The sequence below is a fragment of the Halogeometricum sp. CBA1124 genome (assembly GCF_009741955.1).
Lineage (GTDB): Archaea > Halobacteriota > Halobacteria > Halobacteriales > Haloferacaceae > Halogeometricum > Halogeometricum rufum.
In genome coordinates, this window is record NZ_WPCD01000051.1 from 1 (window position 1) to 18,040 (window position 18,040).

Sequence of the window (18,040 nt, forward strand, 5' to 3'; positions counted from 1 at the left end):
CTCGCCCGTACTCATCTTCGCGAACAGACCGACCTGGAGGAGTCGAACGTCCAGCGCATCTCGACGCGTTCCCCAGCACGAAACGGTGCCGCTCTCGGCACTCGAAGGAAACAACATGGACGAAGTGTACGACAAGATAGCGGAGTACTTTGGGTGAGTACCGTGCCTGAAGTCACATCCGGCGACGACGGGGTGCAGATTGACCTCATCAGTGCCGCCCGCATGGAAGGGCTGGCCAGCATGGAGAAGATCCGTCTCATCCTCGACGGCGTCCGCGACGGGAACATCGTCATCCTCGAAGAGGGACTCTCGCCGGACGAGGAGTCGAAACTCATCGAAGTGACGATGACGGAGATAAGCCCCGACGAGTTCAACGGAATCGAAATCGAGACCTATCCGCAGTCGAAGGGCGGGCAGGGCTTCCTCGGCCGACTGATGGGCAAAGAGGACACCAAGAAGCTCACCGTCATCGGCCCGGCCAACCAGATTCAGACGCTCCACAAGGACGAGAACCTCATCAGCGCGCTCGTCTCGCGGAAGTAGCCGACGCCGCGTCTTCGCCGACCCACGCTCGACCACCAACCCAACCCACGCCGGCGGCGCGTCTCGACCGACGGATTCGGACGCTCGGCGGCCGCGACAAAACACACGACGAGAACGGACACACATGCCCCACCAATGTACGAACTGCGGGAGGGTGTTCGCCGACGGCTCGAAAGAGATGCTGTCGGGGTGCCCCAACTGCGGCGGGAACAAGTTCCAGTTCAGCCCCTCGGGCTCCGGGAGCGACGCCGCCGCGTCCACCACCGACAGCCGACCGGCGTCGTCCGACGCGACGCCGTCGTCGGGGCGCGCCGCCGACGCCGATGCGGACACCGACACCGCCACCACTGACCGAGAATCCGCCAACGACGACGCGGGTTCGACGACGTGGAGGCGCGCCGCCTCGCGGGCGGCCGACGCCGTCGACCCGCGTTCCGGGAGCCGACGGTCGGACTCCGGCGACGACGACGGCGGGCGACCCGACGCACCCGGACGCGACACCCAGAACCGACAGACGGACAGCTCGAACGACCTCGACGACGCTCGCCGCCGCGGGCAGTCGCTCCGTGAGTGGGCGAACTCGCGCGGCTTCGCGAGCGAAGTCGAAGGCGCGGACGACGAGACGACGCTCCGTGAGAACCGGCGGCGGACCGGCGACGCGCAGCGACGCCCGCCGGAACGACGGCCGGAGCCCGAGTCGTCGCCGTCTCCGAACGCGTCCGAGTCGTCGCCGTCTCCGAACGCGTCCGAGTCGTCGCCGTCTCCGGACTCGTCCGAGTCGTCGCCCGACTCGGCATCGACTTCCGACACCTCGACGGCGTCGCCCGATACGGCACCGACGCCGTCCGAATCGTCGGCACCGTCTGAACCGTCCACGACGCCATCCGACACACCGCCGACGCCGTCCGACACCCCCACCGATACGTCTACGGACGAACCGTCGGTGTTCGGCGACGAGGTGGAGGACGACGCGCAGGCGAGCGCACGGTCGGACGTGGTGTCGCCGGACGAGATTCGCGCGGCGTCGGAGAACGCCGACGACAGACCCTCGGACGCGGACGGGCGGGTCATCGAACCGCAGAGCGACGACCGCCCGGACCTCGACGAACTCCGCGAGGAACTGAACGACCAGTTCGAGAGCATCAAAATCGTCGCGCCGGGCGAGTACGAACTCAACCTGATGGAACTGTACGACCGACCCGAGTACATCATCTCGCTCCGCGAAGACGGCCGGTACGTCATCGAAGTGCCGGACACCTGGGACAGCCACGACGACCCCTGAGTCGTCGCAGTCGCGGTCACGCGGTCGATTCCCCCATCCACTCCCGTTCCACCGACTTCCCCCGTCCTTCTTCCCCTCGGCTTCGCTCCCGCACTCTTTCCCGCTCGTTTCGACTCCGCCCGCTCGTTTCGACTCCGCCCGCTCGTTTCGGCTCCGCCCGCTCGTTTCGGCTCCACCCGCTCGTTTCGGCTCCCTGCTTTCCGCCGCGTGACCCCTTCGTTTCCACTCGAACCGGGTCGCTCGGCCGACTCGACTTCCCGCACCCGTCTCCAATCCCCCCGGTACCGGTGCTATCCGCCGGTTGCTGAACCAATAGGCGGCCGAAGTCCCACCTTTCGACGATGGCATCGTCCCTCCAGCGCCGCGCCCACGACGCCCTGATGTGGTTCCCCGCGCTGTTGGCCCGCCTCGGCCTGGTGGACCGCGAGAAGGGGTCGCGGGCGTTCGACCTCGCGGTTCCGGTGATGGTCACCGGCGGGATGCGGACGCTGCTCCGCATCGCCGACTTCCTGATGGTGAGCCTCGCACTCGGCGAGGCGGCGGTGGCGGGACTCGAACTCGGCTTTCAGTACTACTTCATCCCGTTCGGACTCGCCCTCGCGCTGACCAGCGGTACCATCAGCGTCGTCTCGCGGGTCGTCGGCGCGGGCAACTACGACGCCGCGGACTTCGCGGTGAAGCAGTCGCTGTGGCTCTCGATTCTCCTCTCCGTTCCCATCACCGCCGCCGGATGGGTGTACGCGACGCCGCTCATCGACCTCCTGACGAACGACCCGGCGGCCATCGAACTCGGGAGCGCGTACCTCCGAATCGTGATGTTGTCGGTGACGTTCCGCTTCTGGAGCATGATCGCCGCCCGCGCTCTCGCGCGTCGGCGACACCCGGACGCCGATGTACGTCCGCCTGCTGACGCTCCCGACGAACGTCGCGCTGAACGCCGTCCTCATCTTCGGCCTGTTCGGCGCGCCGGCACTCGGTGTCGAAGGCGCGGCGTGGGGCACCGTCGCCGCCAACACGCTCGCGGCGGTCATCTTCTTCGGACTGCTCGCCTCCGGGCGGTGGGACGTGCGACTCCGCCTCGGCGGCAAGCAGTGGGACTGGGGCGTCGTGGCCGAAATCGTCCGCGTCGGCCTCCCCCTCGCCGGGACGCGCCTCTCCCGGACGTTCGGTCGGTTCCCGTTCCTGTTCGTCCTCGGCGTCCTCGGCACCGACGTCGTCGCCGCGTACGCCATCGGTCGGCGCGTGATGCTGCTGGCGCTCATGCCGGCGTGGGGCTACTCCACGGCCGCCTCGACGCTCGTCGGACAGGCGGTCGGCGGCGGTGACGACGCCGAGGCGACGGAGTACGGCTGGCAGACGCTCCGCATCGCCCTCGTGACGCAACTGCTCATCGCGGCGGTCATCTTCCTCGCCGCCGAGCCACTGGCGCAGGTGTTCGGCGCGGGTAACGTCGCTCTCACGACGACGTTCATCCGCGTGTTCGGCCTCGGCGTGGCCGGGTTCAGCGTCTCGCGAACGATGCGCGGTGCCCTCCGCGGCGCGGGCGACACCCGCTGGCCGTTCTACGGCGGTCTGCTCGGGACGTACGTCGTCCGTCTCCCCGTCGCCTTCGCCGCACTCCCCGTCGGGTTCGCCGTCTCGGCGTTCGGCGTCACCGTCGCCCCCGGACTCGGGTGGGCGCTCCCGGCCGTCTACGCGGCCATCCTCGCCGACATGTCGCCCGCGCCGTCGTCAACGGGGCGCGGTACTACAGCGGCGAGTGGCTTCGCGTCGCCCGGGAGTCGAACGTCGGCTCTGCGGCCGACTGAGCGACGCCCCGACGGACCGGACCGACGCGGCCAACCGACCGCCGGTTCCGGCGTCGACTCTCCCCGTTCGGGCCGTCTGTGCCCCGCGAACCCCTCCGTTTCCACTCGAACCCGAAGTGAACTCGAATGCGAGTGATGTCCTCTCCGGTCGGGACGACGGTGGCCGATATTGAAGCCTTTAAGCGCCAGCACTCTCTGCGTGACAGTATGAGCCAAGCGACGAAGATCGTCATCGGAACCGTCGGTGTCGCCGCGTTTCTCGCTATCGCACTCCTCGCCGTCCTCGCGTTCGGGTAGGCGGACGCGAACCGGTCGGCGGACACGAACCGGTCGGCGGACACGAACTGGTCGGCGGCCACGAATTGACCAGCGAACGCGAACGCACCGCTGAAGGCGGCGCGGTTCGAACCGCGTCCATGTTCGAATCCCGTGACCTCCCAGACGACGTCGCCGCCGTCCGCGACGAACACGCCCCGGACGCCCTCGTCCTCTCGGCGGCGGCGGACTTCGAGACCATCCCGCCCGCCGCGGCGGAGGACCTGGGTCTCCTCGTCGATTCGCTCGACCCGGCGACGTATCCGGCCGACTGGCTCCCGGACGACGCGCCCGCACTCCTCGTCCGCTATGCGGGCGGCGACTTCACCATCGGGATGCCGGGCGACGGCACCGTCGTCTGGACGCGACAGACCGTCCCGCCGTGCGTCGTCGCGAAGAAACGCGCGGAGGGGACGCCGACGGACTTTCTGGACTTCCTGTTCGCCGAGGCGTTCGTCCAACTCGGCGCCGGCGTGCCGGAACAGTTCCTCCCGTTCTTCGGCGAGCAGTACCGCGAACTCGACGCCGCGGTTCCCCTCCCGCCGAACGACGTCTACCAGATAGCGGCGGCCCTGTACGAGGCGTGGGTCGGACTCCAGACGCGGCCGATGTTCGAGTCGTGGGAGTCGGACCACCCGCGACTGTACGACGCGTGGCGCGACGCCGGCCAGCGACTGGAGGGGCGACTCGACACCCTACCGCGCGCGTCGCCCGCGGGAACACCTCGTTCGCGGAGGCGACGGAGTACGCCTGCTCGGCCGTCAAACACGGACTCGACCTGCCCGCACCGTTCGCGGCCCTCGACACGGAGGCGTACGTCGAGTACGGCCCGAGTTACGGCGTCCGCTGGGCGAGGAAGACGTTCGAGCGACTCGAGACAGACACCGACACGGACGCGGACGAAGCCTGAGACTGCCGGTCAGCCCCGCGGATTCTGCCCGCCTCAGAAGTCGCTCGTCACGATGCCGTCCACGTCGAGTTCGACGACGCCCTCGAACAGTTCGCGGAAGCGTTCGAGCGTCGCCTCGTCGTGAACCTCGTTCGAGAGGTGGAACAGGCCGACGGCGTCGTGTTCGTCCAACAGGTCGAGCAGTCGCTTCGTCGCCTCGTAGGCGCCGTCCACGTCGGCGTAGTAAGCCATCTCGGTCACCGAATCCACGCTGACCCGGAGTTTGCCGTCGTGCGATTCGAGGAAGTTGCGCGTCTGTTCGACGATGCCGTCTAGGTCGTCCGGCGCGGAGACGTAGTGGACGTTGTCGGACCCGCGGCGGGAGTAGCCACGTTCGACCGAGAGCGTGTCGAGGATGACGGCGCGGGACTCGTCCACGTCGTAGTGTTCCAGTTTCTGCTCTACCTCGCGGGCCGTCGTCCGGGTGGAGACGACGAGGAAGTAGTCGGTGTCGGTCTTCAGAAAGTCGGTGTCGATTCGGTCCGTCTCGCCGATGCTCGGATGCAGGAGGAGAATGCCTGTGCCGCCGGGAATCGTGTCCGGCGTGTTCTCGATGGCGAGGGTGTAATCCATACCAGATTCTCCGACCGGGGAACCTTAAGACTGCGGGTGAGTCTCTGTCGCATCCGGCGATTCGCGGACCGCGAACCCCCCTCCGGCGTCGCCATCTCCGTCGCCGTTCCCGTCCGCACTTCGGTTGTTGCCGTCCGCACTTCGGTTGTTGCCGTCCGCACCTCGCTTGTTGCCGCCTCGGCGCTCTCGCAGTACGAAGTCAGAACACGCTGTCGGCCGTCGCGGCGCCGATGACGCTGAACACCGCACCGATGCTCGCCGCCTTCAGCGTGACCCTCAGCACGTCGAGTTGGAGGCTCAACCCGAAGAACGTGTCCGCGTCGCCGGCCATCTCCGAGAGGAACGTCCCCGGCGCGTCGAACGCGAGTGCGAGGATGAGCACCGAGAGGTAGGCGACGAGGATGAGCGAGACGAACCGGGCGGGGACGCCGAGGAGTTCTCGTTCCCGGTCGGGGTCCCTGTCGTCCGCCTTGTAGAGCGCCCCGTACCCGACGGTGAGGACGATGACGGCGGTGAGCACTCCCTGCACGACCGACATGCTGGCCGCGAGGTTCCACACCTCCTCGGTGACGACGAACGGTCCCGCGAGTAGGAACCCCCCGACGACCTGTTGGGCCGTGTCCGCGAGTGCGACCGGCGGCGTCTTCCGACCATGCCCCGATGCTTGCGACGCCTCGGCATAAACCGTCCGGCGCACTCTCTGCACCGACCCGCCGCACGCGACGGGCCGGTCGGCGTCCCGAATCCAGTCACGTTTAGTCGTCCGGCGACGACCCGACCGTATGAGCGTCAGAGACGAGTTCGACGCGTGGGCCACCGACGGCCGCGACAAGGGGATGGAGGAGCGACACTGGCACACGGCCAAGCACGTCCTCGCGCGGATGCCCGTCGAGTCGGGCGACGTGGTGTTGGACCTCGGATGCGGCAGCGGATACGCCGGCCGCGCCCTCCGCGAGACGAAGGACGCGGGGCGCGTGTACGGACTGGACGGCGCCCCGGAGATGGCGCGTAACGCCCGGTCGTACACCGACGACGAGAGCGTCGACTTCCTCGTCGGCGACTTCGACGAACTGCCGTTCGCCGACGACAGTCTCGACCACGTGTTCTCGATGGAGGCGTTCTACTACGCCGCCGACCCCGACCACGCACTCGCCGAAATCGCGCGGGTCCTCCGCCCCGGCGGGACGTTCTTCTGCGCGGTCAACTACTACGAGGAGAACGAGGCGTCCCACGCGTGGCAGGAGAACATCGCGATAGAGATGACGCGGTGGTCCCGGGAGGAGTACCGCGAGGCCTTCCGCGATGCCGGCCTCTACGTCGCCGAACAGGACAACGTGCCGGACTTGGAGATAGAGATTCCGCCCGCGGAGGCGTTCCCCACCGAGAACTGGGAGACGCGCGAGGCGATGGTCGAACGCTACCGGACGCTCGGGACGCTTCTGACCGTCGGCGTCGCGCCCTGACTCTCCGACTCAGTCGCCGGCGACGTCGCGCCCTAACGAACCGTCGGCGCTACGCCTGACCCTCGCGACTCAGTCGCCGTCGGACGCCGTCGGCAGGTCGTCTATCGCCGGCCCGTCTATCACCGACCCGTCGCAGTCGAAGCGCGACCCGTGACACGGACAGTCCCGCGTCCGGTCGCCGTCGTTCCACTCGACCAGACAGCCCATGTGTGGGCAGACGGCGGAGACGGCGTGCAGGCCCGCCTCGTCGTCGCGGTGGACGCCGCGCACGTCGCTGCCGTCTCGGAGCACCGTCGCCCCCCTCGGAGCGAGGGCCTGCACCTCCTCGGACCGGGGCTTCGTCACCCGGTCGCCGGCGAACGAATTCGCCACCTCGGCGTTCTCCTCGACGAACTCGTTCGCCGCCGACGACGGCCCGAGGCGGTCCGAAACCAGTAGCGTCTCGGTCGGCGGTCGGGTCGATCTCGGCCGGTGAGGTGTCGGTCGGTGAGGTGTCGTAGGGCATGGGTACGCCCCGCTGTGAACGAGATAGCCGTGGTAGCGAGGCGTCGGGGAAACTCCTGCTGGTCGCGCGTCCGAACTCTCGCTCGGCTTGACCCCTTCGTTTCGAGTGGAGACTGTGACTGGTCAGCGTCCGGATAGTCGCGTCCGCTCCGTCCGACCGGCGTGTTCGCGCCGCCTCAGTGGCCGGATTCGCGCCATCTCGGTGGCCGGATTCGCGTCCATGCGTTCGATTGGGATGGACTCGACGGAGACGGTCGAAACTGCAGTGGAAGCGGTCGATATCAGTCGCGAAGACGGCCGAAACGGCCGAGTCAGGCGGTCACAGTCCGCCGCGTTCGCCGGTCCGACCGCCGAAGCGTTCGATGACGACGAAGCTGAGGCTGGTGACGACGAGGAGGACACAGCCCATCGCCGTGGCGGGGCCGAGTCGCCGTCCCAGATAGCGCTCGACGGCGACGGGCATCGTGTAACTGGCCGACCCCTCCGCGAGGATGACCGTCGAGTCGAACTCGCCGATGCTGATGGCGAACGCGAACGCCGCGCCGGCGACGACGCCCGCGGCGACCAGAGGGAGTTCCACGTCGAGGAGGGCGCGGACGCGACTCGCCCCCAGCGTCCGCGACGCCTCCACGAGGCGGGGGTCGAGGCCGCCGAGGAGAGGGGCGACGTTGCGCGTCACGAACGGGTACGCGCCGACGGCGTGGGCGGCGACGATGGCCAACGCGCCCGTCACCTGCACGCGGGTGCCGAACACGTCGACGCCGAACACCAGTCCCCGGAGGAGGCCGAGGCCGACGACGATGCCCGACACCGTCAGCGGCGCCATCGAGAGGGCGTCGATTACCTTCCGCCCGCGGACTCCCGCGTCGTCAACACGCTGGTGACGACACCCATCGGGAGGGCGAGAGCGAGCGTTCCGAGGCCGAAGACGAGCGAGTTTCTGACCGCCGAGAGCGGCCGAACCTGATAGGTCGTCCCCGTCTGCTGGCGTTCGACGAGGAACAGGTAGTGGTCGAGCGTGAACCCGCCCTGCGGTCCGGTGACGCTGGCGAGGAGCATCGACGCGATGGGGGCGACGAACACCACGACGGCGACGACGCCGTACGCGAGGACGGCCAGCGTGGTGCCGAGTTCGGGGAACGACGGCGCGGACGGCCACACCGACCGACGACGCTGCGGGCGCGCGCCGCGACTGCCCGACGCGCGACTCCCCTCGTAGCGGAGGTAGGCGTACGTCAGCGCCAGCGAGATGGCCGTCTCGACGGCCGCCAGCGACGCCGCCTCCGCGAAGGCGAGGTTCTGGACGCGCGAGTAGATGAACACCTCGACGGTGGCGAGTTGGAAGCCGCCGAGGGCGAGGACGATGGGGAAGGAGGCGAAGGTGAAGATGAACGTGAGCGTCGCGCCGACGGCGACGGCGGGGAGCAGTTGCGGGAGGACCACGTCGAGGAAGGCGCGACGCGGCGACGCGCCGAGCGTCCGGGCCGTCTCCACGGCGGAGGCGTCCACGCTCTCCCACGCCGCCGTCGCCACGCGCGTGACGAGGGGTGCGTTGTAGAAGGCGTGGGCGACGATGATGGCGGGCAGCGAGTAGAGCATCGTGAACTCGGGGAGTCCGAGGGCGGACAGCGCACGGTTGAGCGTCCCGTTCTGCCCGAACGTCGCGACGAAGCCGATGGCGACCATGATGGAGGGCATGACGAACGGGAGGATGGTGAGCGAGCGAAGCGTCTCCCGCCCGCGGAAGTCGAAGCGCGACAGCACCCACGCGCCGGGGAGGCCGAGGGCGACGGAGGCGACGGTGGAGAGCAGCGCTTGGTACGCGGTGAACCGGAAGATGCCGAGGTAGAACGGCGACGTGAGTACCTCGACGAGGGGGGTCAGCGTCCACTCGCCGGAGACGCGAACCGCGTCGACGAACACCGTCCGACGGGGTAGTAGAAGAGGACGAACAGGACGACTGCGGTCACGGCGGCGACGAACGCCAGCGCCCGCCGTTCGACCCCTCGGGCGAGTGCCGCGACGCTCACCCGTTCAGTTCCCGACGAACTGCCGTTCCCACGCGCTGGTCCACTCACTGAGGTTGTCTCGGAGCGTGTCGTAGTTGAAAGTGACTGCTTCGGGGGGTTCCTGCGCGTACTTGGCGAACGATTCGGGCAACTCCGCCGTCGTCGTCGCCGGGTACTGGACGTTGCGGACGGCTATCTCCGCCTGCACGTCGGGCCTGAGGACGAAGTCCATGAACGTCCGCGCGAGTTCGGGCCGGTCGGTGCCCTCGAACATCGCCATCCCCTCGGGGTTGGCGTAGCCCTGGTCGTTCAGGAAGCGGAGTTGGTGCTTCGCCAGGTCCTCGCCGGAGTCGTGGGCGTACACCTGGTCGGTGGAGTAGGAGACGACCATCGGCGCCTCCCCGTTCGAGTAGGCGGTGTAGGAGGTGGACCAGTCCTCCAGCACGCGCACGTCGTTCTCCTTCAGCCCCTGCCAGTAGTCGAGGAAGCCGTCGCGCCCCTTCGCCGCGACGGTGTGCAGGAGGAACGCCTTGCCCGTCGCACTCGAGACGGGGTTTTGGGTCAACAGGTCGCCCGCGAACTGGTCCTCCAGCAGGCCGTCGAACGTCGCCGGCGCGGCGAAGTCGCCGTCGCCGAACGTCTCGTCGAAGACGAGGCAGATGTAGCCCGTGTCGTACGGGACGGCGCGTCCCTGCGGGTCGAACTCCAGCGACTCCTTCACCGTGTCGCGCCGTTCGAGGCCGTCGACGGGGGCGAAGAGCGGGGCGTCGAGGTTCTCGTCGATGCGGATGAGCATGTTCACGTCCAGCCCAACGTACAGGTCCGCCGGGATGTCGACGCCGCGGGCGGCGCGTTCGATGTAGTAGTTCACCTCGCTGTCGGGCGTCTCGTAGCGAATCGTCGCGTCGAACTCCGACTCGAAGGCGTCCTTCAACCACGGGCCGGGGCTCGTACTCGGCGCGTCCACGAACGCGCCGTACGTCGCGACGACCAACTCCGGCGTCTCCCCGCCGGCGGTGCCCGTCGTCGTCCCCGTCTCACTCGCCGTCGTGCCGCCCGTCGTCGTCGTGCCCTCGTCCGCCGTGGTCGCGCCGCCGTCGCCGAGACACCCGGTGAGAGCCGCGACGCCGCCCGCTCCCGCCGTCGTCAGGAAACTGCGTCGTTTCATTACCAAGTAGTTCCACCCGGTGATACTTAACGCGTGTCATCGCGAGCGACTGCGGGCGTCGGCGCCGAGGGGCGTCCGTCGACGGGAAGACGCGACGAGTCTGTCGACGGAACCGCCGCGTCGCTCCGTCGCGCCGCGTTTCGGAGGAACGACTTTGTACCTCCACAGATACCTCCGGTCGTGACACTCGACCGTCGGTACGTGTTCGGCGGACTGTTCGTCCTCGCGGGCGTCGCCGCCGCGTTCCTCCTGCGTTCCGTCCTCGGCACCGTCTTCTTCGCCGTCACCGTCGCCTACCTGCTGTGGCCGGTCCGACAGGCGCTGGTCCGGCGCGGACAGTCGTTCCGGGTGGCGAGCGGTGTGGCGACTGCGGGGGCACTTCTGGCCGCGCTCCTCGTCCTCTCGCCGCTGGTCGTCGTCGTCTACCTCCGCTTCGACGCGCTCGCGTCGCTCTTGGACCTCATCCCCTCGGACGTCGTCTTCGAACTGTTCGGGATGACGTACCGGTTCACGCTGGCGGAGGTGTCGACGTTCGCCGTCGCGTACCTCCGGCGACTGGCGACGGCCGCGGCGGCGGCGACGCCCGTCCTTCTCGTGAAGGCGACGCTGTTCGTCTTCCTCGTCTACTCGCTGCTCTACCACGGCGAGAACGCCCAGCGCGCGGCGCTCGCCGTCGTCCCGTCGTCGTACCAGCCGGCCGCCAGAGCCCTGAACGAACGCGCCCGCGACACGCTGTTCGCCATCTACGTCCTGCAGGCCGCGACGGCCGTCGGGACGTTCGTCCTCGCCCTGCCGGTGTTCTACCTACTCGGCTACGACGCCGTCGTCACGCTCGCCACCGTCGCCGCCGTCCTCCAGTTCGTCCCCATCCTCGGCCCGACGCTCCTCCTCGCGGGGTTGGCGGCGTACCAACTCGCCATCGGGCAGACGGTGGCGGCACTCCTCGTCGTCTTCGTCGGCGGTGCCGTCGTCGCGTGGCTTCCGGACGTGCTCATCCGACCGCGCCTCGCCCAACAGACGGCGCACATCCCCGGCAGCCTCTACTTCGTCGGCTTCTTCGGCGGCGCTCTCACCCTCGGCGCCGTCGGTATCGTCGCCGGTCCCCTCGCCGTCGGCCTGTTCGTCGAGACGGCGTCGCTGCTCACCGGCGAACTCCACGCCGTCCCCGTCGACGACGAGTGAAGTCACGGGGCTCGTTCGAGCGGAGGTGGTCACGCACCGAAACCCGCTCGCGGCGTCCTCCATCCCGGCCTCTCGCGAACTCTATATAAACGGGTTATACGAATAAGCTACAGAACGATGCAGTTACGGGCCTTCTATTCGGGTATATGGCACAGAGAACCCGTGCCGACGACCAAGGCAGCGCCACCGAATTAGAACTCTACCTCCCCGCCGGGGTCAGCCCGTCGTTCGACGGCAGTTGGTTCGACCGACTGTGGGCGAGGCTGTTCGACTATCGCGTCTGAGACGCCGACGTCGCTCCGAACGAACGCGCAGACACCGTCGACTCGGAGGTAGCGTGTATTTTCGCCGCCCGACTCTCCCGGTCTGACCGCCGCGTACGAGACGTGAGAGTGAACGGTCTCGTCGTGTTCGGGAATCGCGACCGACCCAGTTAAGCCCCCACACGGTCACCGCTACGACCACGGCAGCGAGTGGTGTCGTGTCGATCGTCACCGAACGTCTCGACACCTCTCGTCGCGAGATTCGAAGCTGCACACCACTCCCCTGTAGAACATGACCGACATCAAAGCGGTCGTCCGGGTTCAGCACCCCGACATCGTGCTCTCACAGACGGTCGATCACGACCGAAGCTCGACGGTCAAGTCGGTGTCAGAAGCGGGCACTGACCCGACGTCGGGGAAGTTCTTCTATCACATCGAGTCGTCCGACTTCTCCCAGTTCGAAGACGGACTCCGGAAGGACAGCACCGTCGCCGAGTTCGAACGCGTCAGCGAAACCAGAGACGAGAAGGCAATCTACAGCTTCGAGTACACGGACGAAGCGAAGGTCCTCTCGCCGGTAGTCTCGGCGGCGAACGGCGTCATCCTCGACATGGAGAACGACGGAAGCGCCTGGATACTGACGGTGTGGATACCCGAGCGAACGGAGTTGGTCCACCTCTGGGAGTACGCGCAGGAGAACGACATCGACATCGAATTACTGCGCGTGAACGAGTACGCCAGTTTGGGTACGACGGACGCCGGGTTGACCGACAGCCAACGGGACGCACTCCTCGTCGCACTCGAAACGGGGTACTTCGAAGAACCGCGGGACGCGACGCTCGGCGACGTCGCCGCCGATTTGGACATCTCTCAACCCGCGGCCAGCGGCCTCCTCCGACGCGGAATCAAGCGACTCATCGTATCATCTCTGCTGGACGACGAGGAATCCCCGGACTGACCGTCGACGACTCGTGCGACGGCGACGGTGACGTCCGGGGAACTTCGGGAGCGCGTACGATAGTACTTAGCTGTTTCCCACGACTCGACAGTTCAGCCGTCGAGAAAATGCGAACAGATAACAGGGCTCGTCGTGACCGTGGTAGGGACGAATGCCAGAGCCAGTCATCGCGTCGGTCGGCGCCTCGCCGATCGGCCGCACGGACCTCCCGGGTCGCGACCTGTTCTCGGTCGCCCTCGCGGAGGCGTTCGACGAACTGCCCGACCCCGCCGACGTCGTGGAGGCGATGTACGTCGGCAACCAGTCGGAGAGCTACGAACACCAGATAATGCACGGGACGCTCCTGGCCGAGTGGGCCGGCCTCCGTCACGTCCCCGCCGAACGAGTCGAGGGGTGCGCCGCCGCGGGTGCGCTCGCGCTGCGCAACGCGGTCAAGGACGTCCGCAACGGCGAGCACGAGGCCGTGCTCGCCTGCGGCGTCGAGAAGATGCGTCCGCGGGTACCAGCGGCGCGACGGACGCGCTGTCTGCGGCGTTCGACCGCGCCATCGAGCAGCGCTCCGGCGTCACCGCGCCCAGCCAGTACGCGCTCCTCGCCCAGCGGTACCTCCACGAGACGGACGCCACGGAGCGCGACCTCGCCGAAATCGCGGTGAAGAATCACGCCAACGCCGCTCGCAACCCCCGAGCGCAGTTCCCGAAGGAGATCGACGTGGCGACGGTTCTGGACTCCGACCCCGTCGCCCCGCCGCTGAAGCTCTACGACTGCGCGCCGGTCGGTGACGGTGCCGCGGCCGTCCTCGTGACGACCGCCGAGTTGGCGGCCGACCTCGACTGCCCGCAGGTGCGCGTCGCGGGTAGCGGGGCCTCCGCGAACAACATCGCGGTCGCAGAGCGGAACATGACCGACATCGCGGGCGCTCGCGTCGTCGCCGAGACGGCCTACGAGGAAGCGGGCATCGACGCCGCGGCCGTCGACATCGCGGAGGTCCACGACGCCTTCACCGTCTGCGAGGCGTTGCTCGCGGAGGCCGCCGGCTTCGCCCCCTCGGGAACGGGCTATCAGAGCTACCGGGAACCAGCCGAGCGAGCGGACGGCTGGACGGACGTGCAGTTGAGTCCGAGCGGCGGCCTGAAGGCCCGGGGCCACCCCATCGGCGCGACCGGCCTCCTGCAGGCGCTCGAAGCCTACGAACAGCTCACGGGGGCCGCGGGTGACCGCGCGGTCGAGGGTGCCGAGACGGCCCTCCTGCTCAACGAGGGGGGCGTCGCGGACGCCGTCACCGTCGGCCACGTGCTCACGACGACGGAGGCGGAGGCACGATGACCGACGCCGACCTCGACGCGACCGACCCGCGGACGCTGCCGGGTTTCTTCGACGCTCTCGCGGACGGCGAACTCCTGGGCGGAGTCTGCGCGGACTGCGGACAGGTCCTGTTGCCGCCGCGGCCTGCCTGTTACGCCTGCGGCAGTCGCGCCGTCGACGTCGAACCGCAGTCGCCCGAGGGGCGGGTCTTCTCGTACACGGAGGTCCACACGCCGCCGCCGGCGTTCGCGGCGGACGCGCCCTACACGGTCGCCGTCGTTGAACTCGCGGACGGCGGCCGCCTCCTCGGGCGCGTGGCCGCCGACTACGCCGACGTCGCCATCGGCGACCCGGTCGAACTCACGGTGCGCGAACCGACGAGCGCGGAGCAGGAGGCCGCGCTGGACTACGAGGAGGACTGGCCGATCCACGTCTTCGAGCTTCGGTGAGAGTCGGGGCCCCGGCTCCACGCCGGTCCGCCGGTGGTCGAACAGGTCGGTCGACGACCCGCTTCGGTTCCGAGCGGGCGCGATAGGCCGTCGCGTGTCCGACACGAGCCGGACGCTCCGACGGATTCCAGCGGACGCCGGCCGTCTCAGGCCGTCTCGACCGGTCCGCCGCGGTCCTCCCACTCGGTGAGGCTCCCCCTCGTAGAACGCCACGTCCTCGTAGCCGAGCGAGCGCAACACGACGTAGGTGTGACTGATGCGCCGGGCGGTGTTGCAGTAGAGGACGACGCGTCTGTCGGGGGCGATTCCCGCGTCCGCGAGGGCGGCTTCGAGTTCGTCGGCGGACTTCAGCCCGCGCGTCTCGTCGTCCACGAGTTCCCGCCAGTCGAGGTTGACCGCGCCGGGGAGGTGGCCCTCCTCGAACTCCCAGTCCTCGCGGGTGTCCACGACCACGCAGTCGGGGTCGTCCAGACTGTCGCGGACGAACTCGTAGTCCACCAGCGGCGACCGCTCGGGGTCGCGCACCTCGTACGCCGTCGCCGTCACCGCGGGGGCGTCGGTGGTCGTCTCCCGGTCACGGTTCCACGCGCTGTAGTCGCCGTCCAGGAGGTGCAGGCGGTCCGGCGGGTGGCCGTACAGTTCCGCGGTGACGAGAAAGCGCGCGGCGAACACGCCGTGGGTGTCGTCGTAGGCGACGAGGTGGTCGTCCGGACCGACGCCCGCCCCGGACAGCAGCGACTCCCACGCGTCCGCGCCGGGGAGCATCCCCTCGTCGCCCTCGGACGACCGGAACTCGTCGAACGGGACGTTGACGGCGCCGGGGAGGTGGCCGATGCCGTCGAACTCCCACGCGTCTCGGACGTCCACGAGGCGAATCTCGTCGCGTCGTGACTCGACCCAATCGGGCGACACGACGACGTTCTCGTACATGCGACGACGTATTCACCCCGACGTCTTCAACCCGGCTGGTGGGGGTGTCGTTCGCCGGGCGTCCGAGAAACCAGAATTCCTTGCCGCTAATCGCCCGCAGTTCCGTGTTCGCCCGCCGTCGCCGCGTCCTCGGACGTGCCGCGCCCGATTAATGCGGCAACATCGTCCGCATGGCGCGATGATGGGCAGTACACGCCGTGGATGGGGGGATTAAGCCGGATGCGCTCCTAGAAGGGTACGTAATGTCAACCGACGGTTACGCGAAGGACGTGCTCGTCTCGGCGGATTGGGTGGAAGACCACCTCGACGAGTTCCAGTCCGACGACCCGGCGTATCGACTCGTGGAAGTGGACGTGGACACGGAGGCGTACGACGAGGGCCACGCCCCCGGCGCCATCGGCTTCAACTGGGAGACGCAACTGCAGGACCAGACCACCCGCGACATCCTCACCAAGGAGGACTTCGCGGACCTGCTGGGCAGTCACGGCATCTCCGAGGACTCCACCGTCGTCCTCTACGGCGACAACTCCAACTGGTTCGCCGCCTACACCTACTGGCAGTTCAAGTACTACGGCCACGACGACGTCCGCCTCCTGAACGGCGGCCGCGACTACTGGCTGGAGAACGACTACCCGCTGACCGAGGAGATCCCCGACTTCGACGCCGTCGAGTACGCGGCGAAGGGGCCGTTCGAGTCCATCCGCGCGTACCGCGACGACGTGCAACACGCCGTCGACGAGGGCCTGCCCCTCGTGGACGTTCGCTCGCCCGAGGAGTTCTCCGGCGAGATTCTCGCGCCCCCGGGACTGCAGGAGACGGCCCAGCGCGGCGGCCACATCCCCGGCGCCTCGAACATCTCGTGGGCGGCGACGGTCAACGACGACGGGACGTTCAAGTCCGCCGAGGAACTCGAAGCACTGTACGGCGACGAGGGCATCGACGGCGACGAGACGACCGTCGCCTACTGCCGCATCGGCGAGCGCTCCTCCATCGCGTGGTTCGCGCTCCACGAACTGCTCGGCTACGACGAAGTCGTCAACTACGACGGCTCGTGGACCGAGTGGGGCAACCTCGTCGGCGCGCCCATCGAGAAGGGCAACTGACTCGGCGCGCGACCGAACCCGCCTCGGGCGGTTCGACGCCGCGGCTCCGACCACTTTTTGCGCACCGCCGACCGGACGTCGCGATTTCGTGAGAGCGCGGCGTCCGTCGAGGCGGCCTAGCCGCCGATGCGGCCTAACCGCCGAGGACGAACGACGCGACGGCGGGCGTGAGGAACGCCTCCACGAACGCGGCGACGACGAACAGCGGAACCAGTCCGAGGAGGACGCGGTAGGCGCGGCGCACCGCCGCCGCGACGCCGTCGGCGGTGGTCCGCCTGCGCGCCGCGCGGTAGCCGACGCCGCCCAGCCAGAGGCCCAGTCCGCCGCCGAAGACGAGGGCCGGCACTCGACGACGCCGTGCGGGGCGACCAGGGCGGCGAACGCGACGGGGTCGAACACGCCGCCGAGAGCGCCGACGAGCACGCCGTTGAAGCCGAGGTTCACCACCGCGGGCACGCCGACGGCGATACCGCTGTAGGCGGTGTCGGCGGCGACGAGCCAGTTGTTCGCGGCGAGATTGACGAACGTCCCCACCGGGAACGCGCCGAACACCTCGCCGACGCCTCCCGGATGGGCAGCGACGTGTCGTACCGCGCGGTGGCGGCCCACCCGCCGGCGACGCCGCCGCCGAAGACGACGGCCGAACCGAGGTTCGCCAGCGGGTGGTCGCGGACGAACGCGCCCAGCGAACGCAGGCCGCCGCCGAACGCCGCACGACCCCGGTCGAGGAGCGCGGGCGTCGCCGCGCTCGACAGGTCGCGTTCGGCGTACAGCGCCGTCTTGAAGCCGTCCAGTACCGGGCGGACCAGCACCGTCCCGACGAGTGCGGTCACGCGCGTCGCCCCGGCCAGCGAGGCGATGCCGGCGACGGTCACCGTGACGAGGAGGGCACCGAACGCGACGGCGACGTAACCGACGAACGCCTCGGGGCGGCGGAACGGGAACCCCGCGCTCCGGCGGACGGCGGCGACGACGCCCACTCCGTCCACGACGACGGCCTGTTCGGCGAACGCGAACAGGGCGACGACGACCAGCACGAAGAGGATGGCCAGCAGACCGCCGAGCAACAGGGCGACCACTCCCGCCGCGGCGGAGACGGTCGCGAGGCCGAGTCCGAGGAGGCCGACGGGCACCGTGACGGCGGCCAGTGCGACGAGGAGGAGGAGACGGACGCCGAGGAGGGTGAGCCAGTCGCTTCGCGCGCCGACGAGTGCGGCGCGGACGCCGTCGTCGTCG

The 18,040-nt window shown here is 68.8% G+C and carries 12 protein-coding genes and 9 pseudogenes; 13 read left to right on the forward strand and 8 right to left on the reverse strand.

Annotated features, from left to right (window positions below):
- From GJ632_RS25855 to GJ632_RS08845, 6 genes and pseudogenes are all read left to right on the forward strand, one after another.
- Positions 1 to 157 (forward strand): annotated as a pseudogene (locus tag GJ632_RS25855) (GTP-binding protein); the annotation flags it as partial.
- 65 nt (positions 158 to 222) lie between these two features.
- On the forward strand, positions 223 to 543 hold the full coding sequence (locus GJ632_RS08825) for a DUF2073 domain-containing protein (protein ID WP_191452724.1): 321 nt from the start codon (positions 223 to 225) through the stop codon (positions 541 to 543).
- Positions 544 to 667: 124 nt separating this feature from the next.
- Complete coding sequence (locus GJ632_RS08830; RefSeq protein ID WP_191452716.1) at positions 668 to 1,825, forward strand: Zn-ribbon containing protein; 1,158 nt, start codon at positions 668 to 670, stop codon at positions 1,823 to 1,825.
- Positions 1,826 to 2,166: 341 nt separating this feature from the next.
- A pseudogene (locus tag GJ632_RS25860) lies at positions 2,167 to 3,633 on the forward strand (MATE family efflux transporter).
- 207 nt (positions 3,634 to 3,840) lie between these two features.
- The gene (locus GJ632_RS25865; protein WP_006055598.1) at positions 3,841 to 3,930 is read left to right on the forward strand and encodes a hypothetical protein; all 90 of its coding nucleotides are present in this window, start codon (positions 3,841 to 3,843) and stop codon (positions 3,928 to 3,930) included.
- A 119-nt stretch (positions 3,931 to 4,049) separates the two neighbouring features.
- Positions 4,050 to 4,858 (forward strand): annotated as a pseudogene (locus GJ632_RS08845) (hypothetical protein).
- A 33-nt stretch (positions 4,859 to 4,891) separates the two neighbouring features.
- Here the strand turns inward: GJ632_RS08845 and GJ632_RS08850 are convergent.
- Together GJ632_RS08850 and GJ632_RS08855 are read right to left on the reverse strand one after the other, a co-directional pair.
- The gene (locus GJ632_RS08850; RefSeq protein WP_191452717.1) at positions 4,892 to 5,470 is read right to left on the reverse strand and encodes a hypothetical protein; all 579 of its coding nucleotides are present in this window, start codon (positions 5,468 to 5,470) and stop codon (positions 4,892 to 4,894) included.
- Positions 5,471 to 5,669: 199 nt separating this feature from the next.
- A pseudogene (locus GJ632_RS08855) lies at positions 5,670 to 6,124 on the reverse strand (DUF2391 family protein).
- Between the two features lie 128 nt (positions 6,125 to 6,252).
- On the opposite strand from GJ632_RS08855, the gene GJ632_RS08860 reads away from it, so the two are divergent.
- Positions 6,253 to 6,933 carry a class I SAM-dependent methyltransferase gene (locus GJ632_RS08860; protein ID WP_089803818.1) on the forward strand — a complete coding sequence of 227 codons (681 nt, stop codon included), beginning with the start codon at positions 6,253 to 6,255 and terminating at the stop codon, positions 6,931 to 6,933.
- Between the two features lie 69 nt (positions 6,934 to 7,002).
- Here GJ632_RS08860 and GJ632_RS24705 read toward each other — a convergent pair whose 3' ends face one another.
- From GJ632_RS24705 to GJ632_RS08875, 3 genes and pseudogenes are all read right to left on the reverse strand, one after another.
- Positions 7,003 to 7,305 carry a Rieske 2Fe-2S domain-containing protein gene (locus GJ632_RS24705; RefSeq protein WP_343161097.1) on the reverse strand — a complete coding sequence of 101 codons (303 nt, stop codon included), beginning with the start codon at positions 7,303 to 7,305 and terminating at the stop codon, positions 7,003 to 7,005.
- A 451-nt stretch (positions 7,306 to 7,756) separates the two neighbouring features.
- A pseudogene (locus GJ632_RS08870) lies at positions 7,757 to 9,467 on the reverse strand (ABC transporter permease).
- 4 nt (positions 9,468 to 9,471) lie between these two features.
- The gene (locus GJ632_RS08875; RefSeq protein ID WP_191452719.1) at positions 9,472 to 10,614 is read right to left on the reverse strand and encodes a thiamine ABC transporter substrate binding subunit; all 1,143 of its coding nucleotides are present in this window, start codon (positions 10,612 to 10,614) and stop codon (positions 9,472 to 9,474) included.
- Positions 10,615 to 10,794: 180 nt separating this feature from the next.
- On the opposite strand from GJ632_RS08875, the gene GJ632_RS08880 reads away from it, so the two are divergent.
- The 5 genes and pseudogenes from GJ632_RS08880 to GJ632_RS08900 all read left to right on the forward strand — a co-directional run bounded on the left by GJ632_RS08880 (position 10,795) and on the right by GJ632_RS08900 (position 14,771).
- A complete protein-coding gene (locus GJ632_RS08880; RefSeq protein WP_343161098.1) occupies positions 10,795 to 11,796 on the forward strand; it encodes an AI-2E family transporter in 1,002 nt (333 codons plus the stop codon).
- Positions 11,797 to 11,942: 146 nt separating this feature from the next.
- Positions 11,943 to 12,080 carry a hypothetical protein gene (locus GJ632_RS08885; RefSeq protein ID WP_191452720.1) on the forward strand — a complete coding sequence of 46 codons (138 nt, stop codon included), beginning with the start codon at positions 11,943 to 11,945 and terminating at the stop codon, positions 12,078 to 12,080.
- 271 nt (positions 12,081 to 12,351) lie between these two features.
- Positions 12,352 to 13,017: a helix-turn-helix domain-containing protein gene (locus GJ632_RS08890; RefSeq protein WP_191452721.1), complete on the forward strand. Its 666-nt coding sequence runs from the start codon at positions 12,352 to 12,354 to the stop codon at positions 13,015 to 13,017.
- Between the two features lie 151 nt (positions 13,018 to 13,168).
- A pseudogene (locus GJ632_RS25870) lies at positions 13,169 to 14,343 on the forward strand (thiolase C-terminal domain-containing protein).
- Entirely contained in the window at positions 14,340 to 14,771 is a 432-nt protein-coding gene (locus GJ632_RS08900; RefSeq protein ID WP_191452722.1) for a Zn-ribbon domain-containing OB-fold protein, read from the forward strand. Before GJ632_RS25870 ends, GJ632_RS08900 begins: the two are co-directional and overlap by 4 nt.
- A gap of 146 nt (positions 14,772 to 14,917) precedes the next feature.
- On the opposite strand, the pseudogene GJ632_RS08905 reads toward GJ632_RS08900, so the two are convergent.
- Positions 14,918 to 15,701, reverse strand: a pseudogene (locus GJ632_RS08905) (sulfurtransferase).
- Positions 15,702 to 15,943: 242 nt separating this feature from the next.
- On the opposite strand from GJ632_RS08905, the gene GJ632_RS08910 reads away from it, so the two are divergent.
- A complete protein-coding gene (locus GJ632_RS08910; RefSeq protein WP_191452723.1) occupies positions 15,944 to 16,804 on the forward strand; it encodes a sulfurtransferase in 861 nt (286 codons plus the stop codon).
- A 133-nt stretch (positions 16,805 to 16,937) separates the two neighbouring features.
- Here GJ632_RS08910 and GJ632_RS25310 read toward each other — a convergent pair.
- Together GJ632_RS25310 and GJ632_RS25315 are read right to left on the reverse strand one after the other, a co-directional pair.
- A pseudogene (locus GJ632_RS25310) lies at positions 16,938 to 17,356 on the reverse strand (stage II sporulation protein M).
- A pseudogene (locus GJ632_RS25315) lies at positions 17,245 to 18,040 on the reverse strand (hypothetical protein); the annotation flags it as partial. The pseudogenes GJ632_RS25315 and GJ632_RS25310, both read right to left, overlap by 112 nt.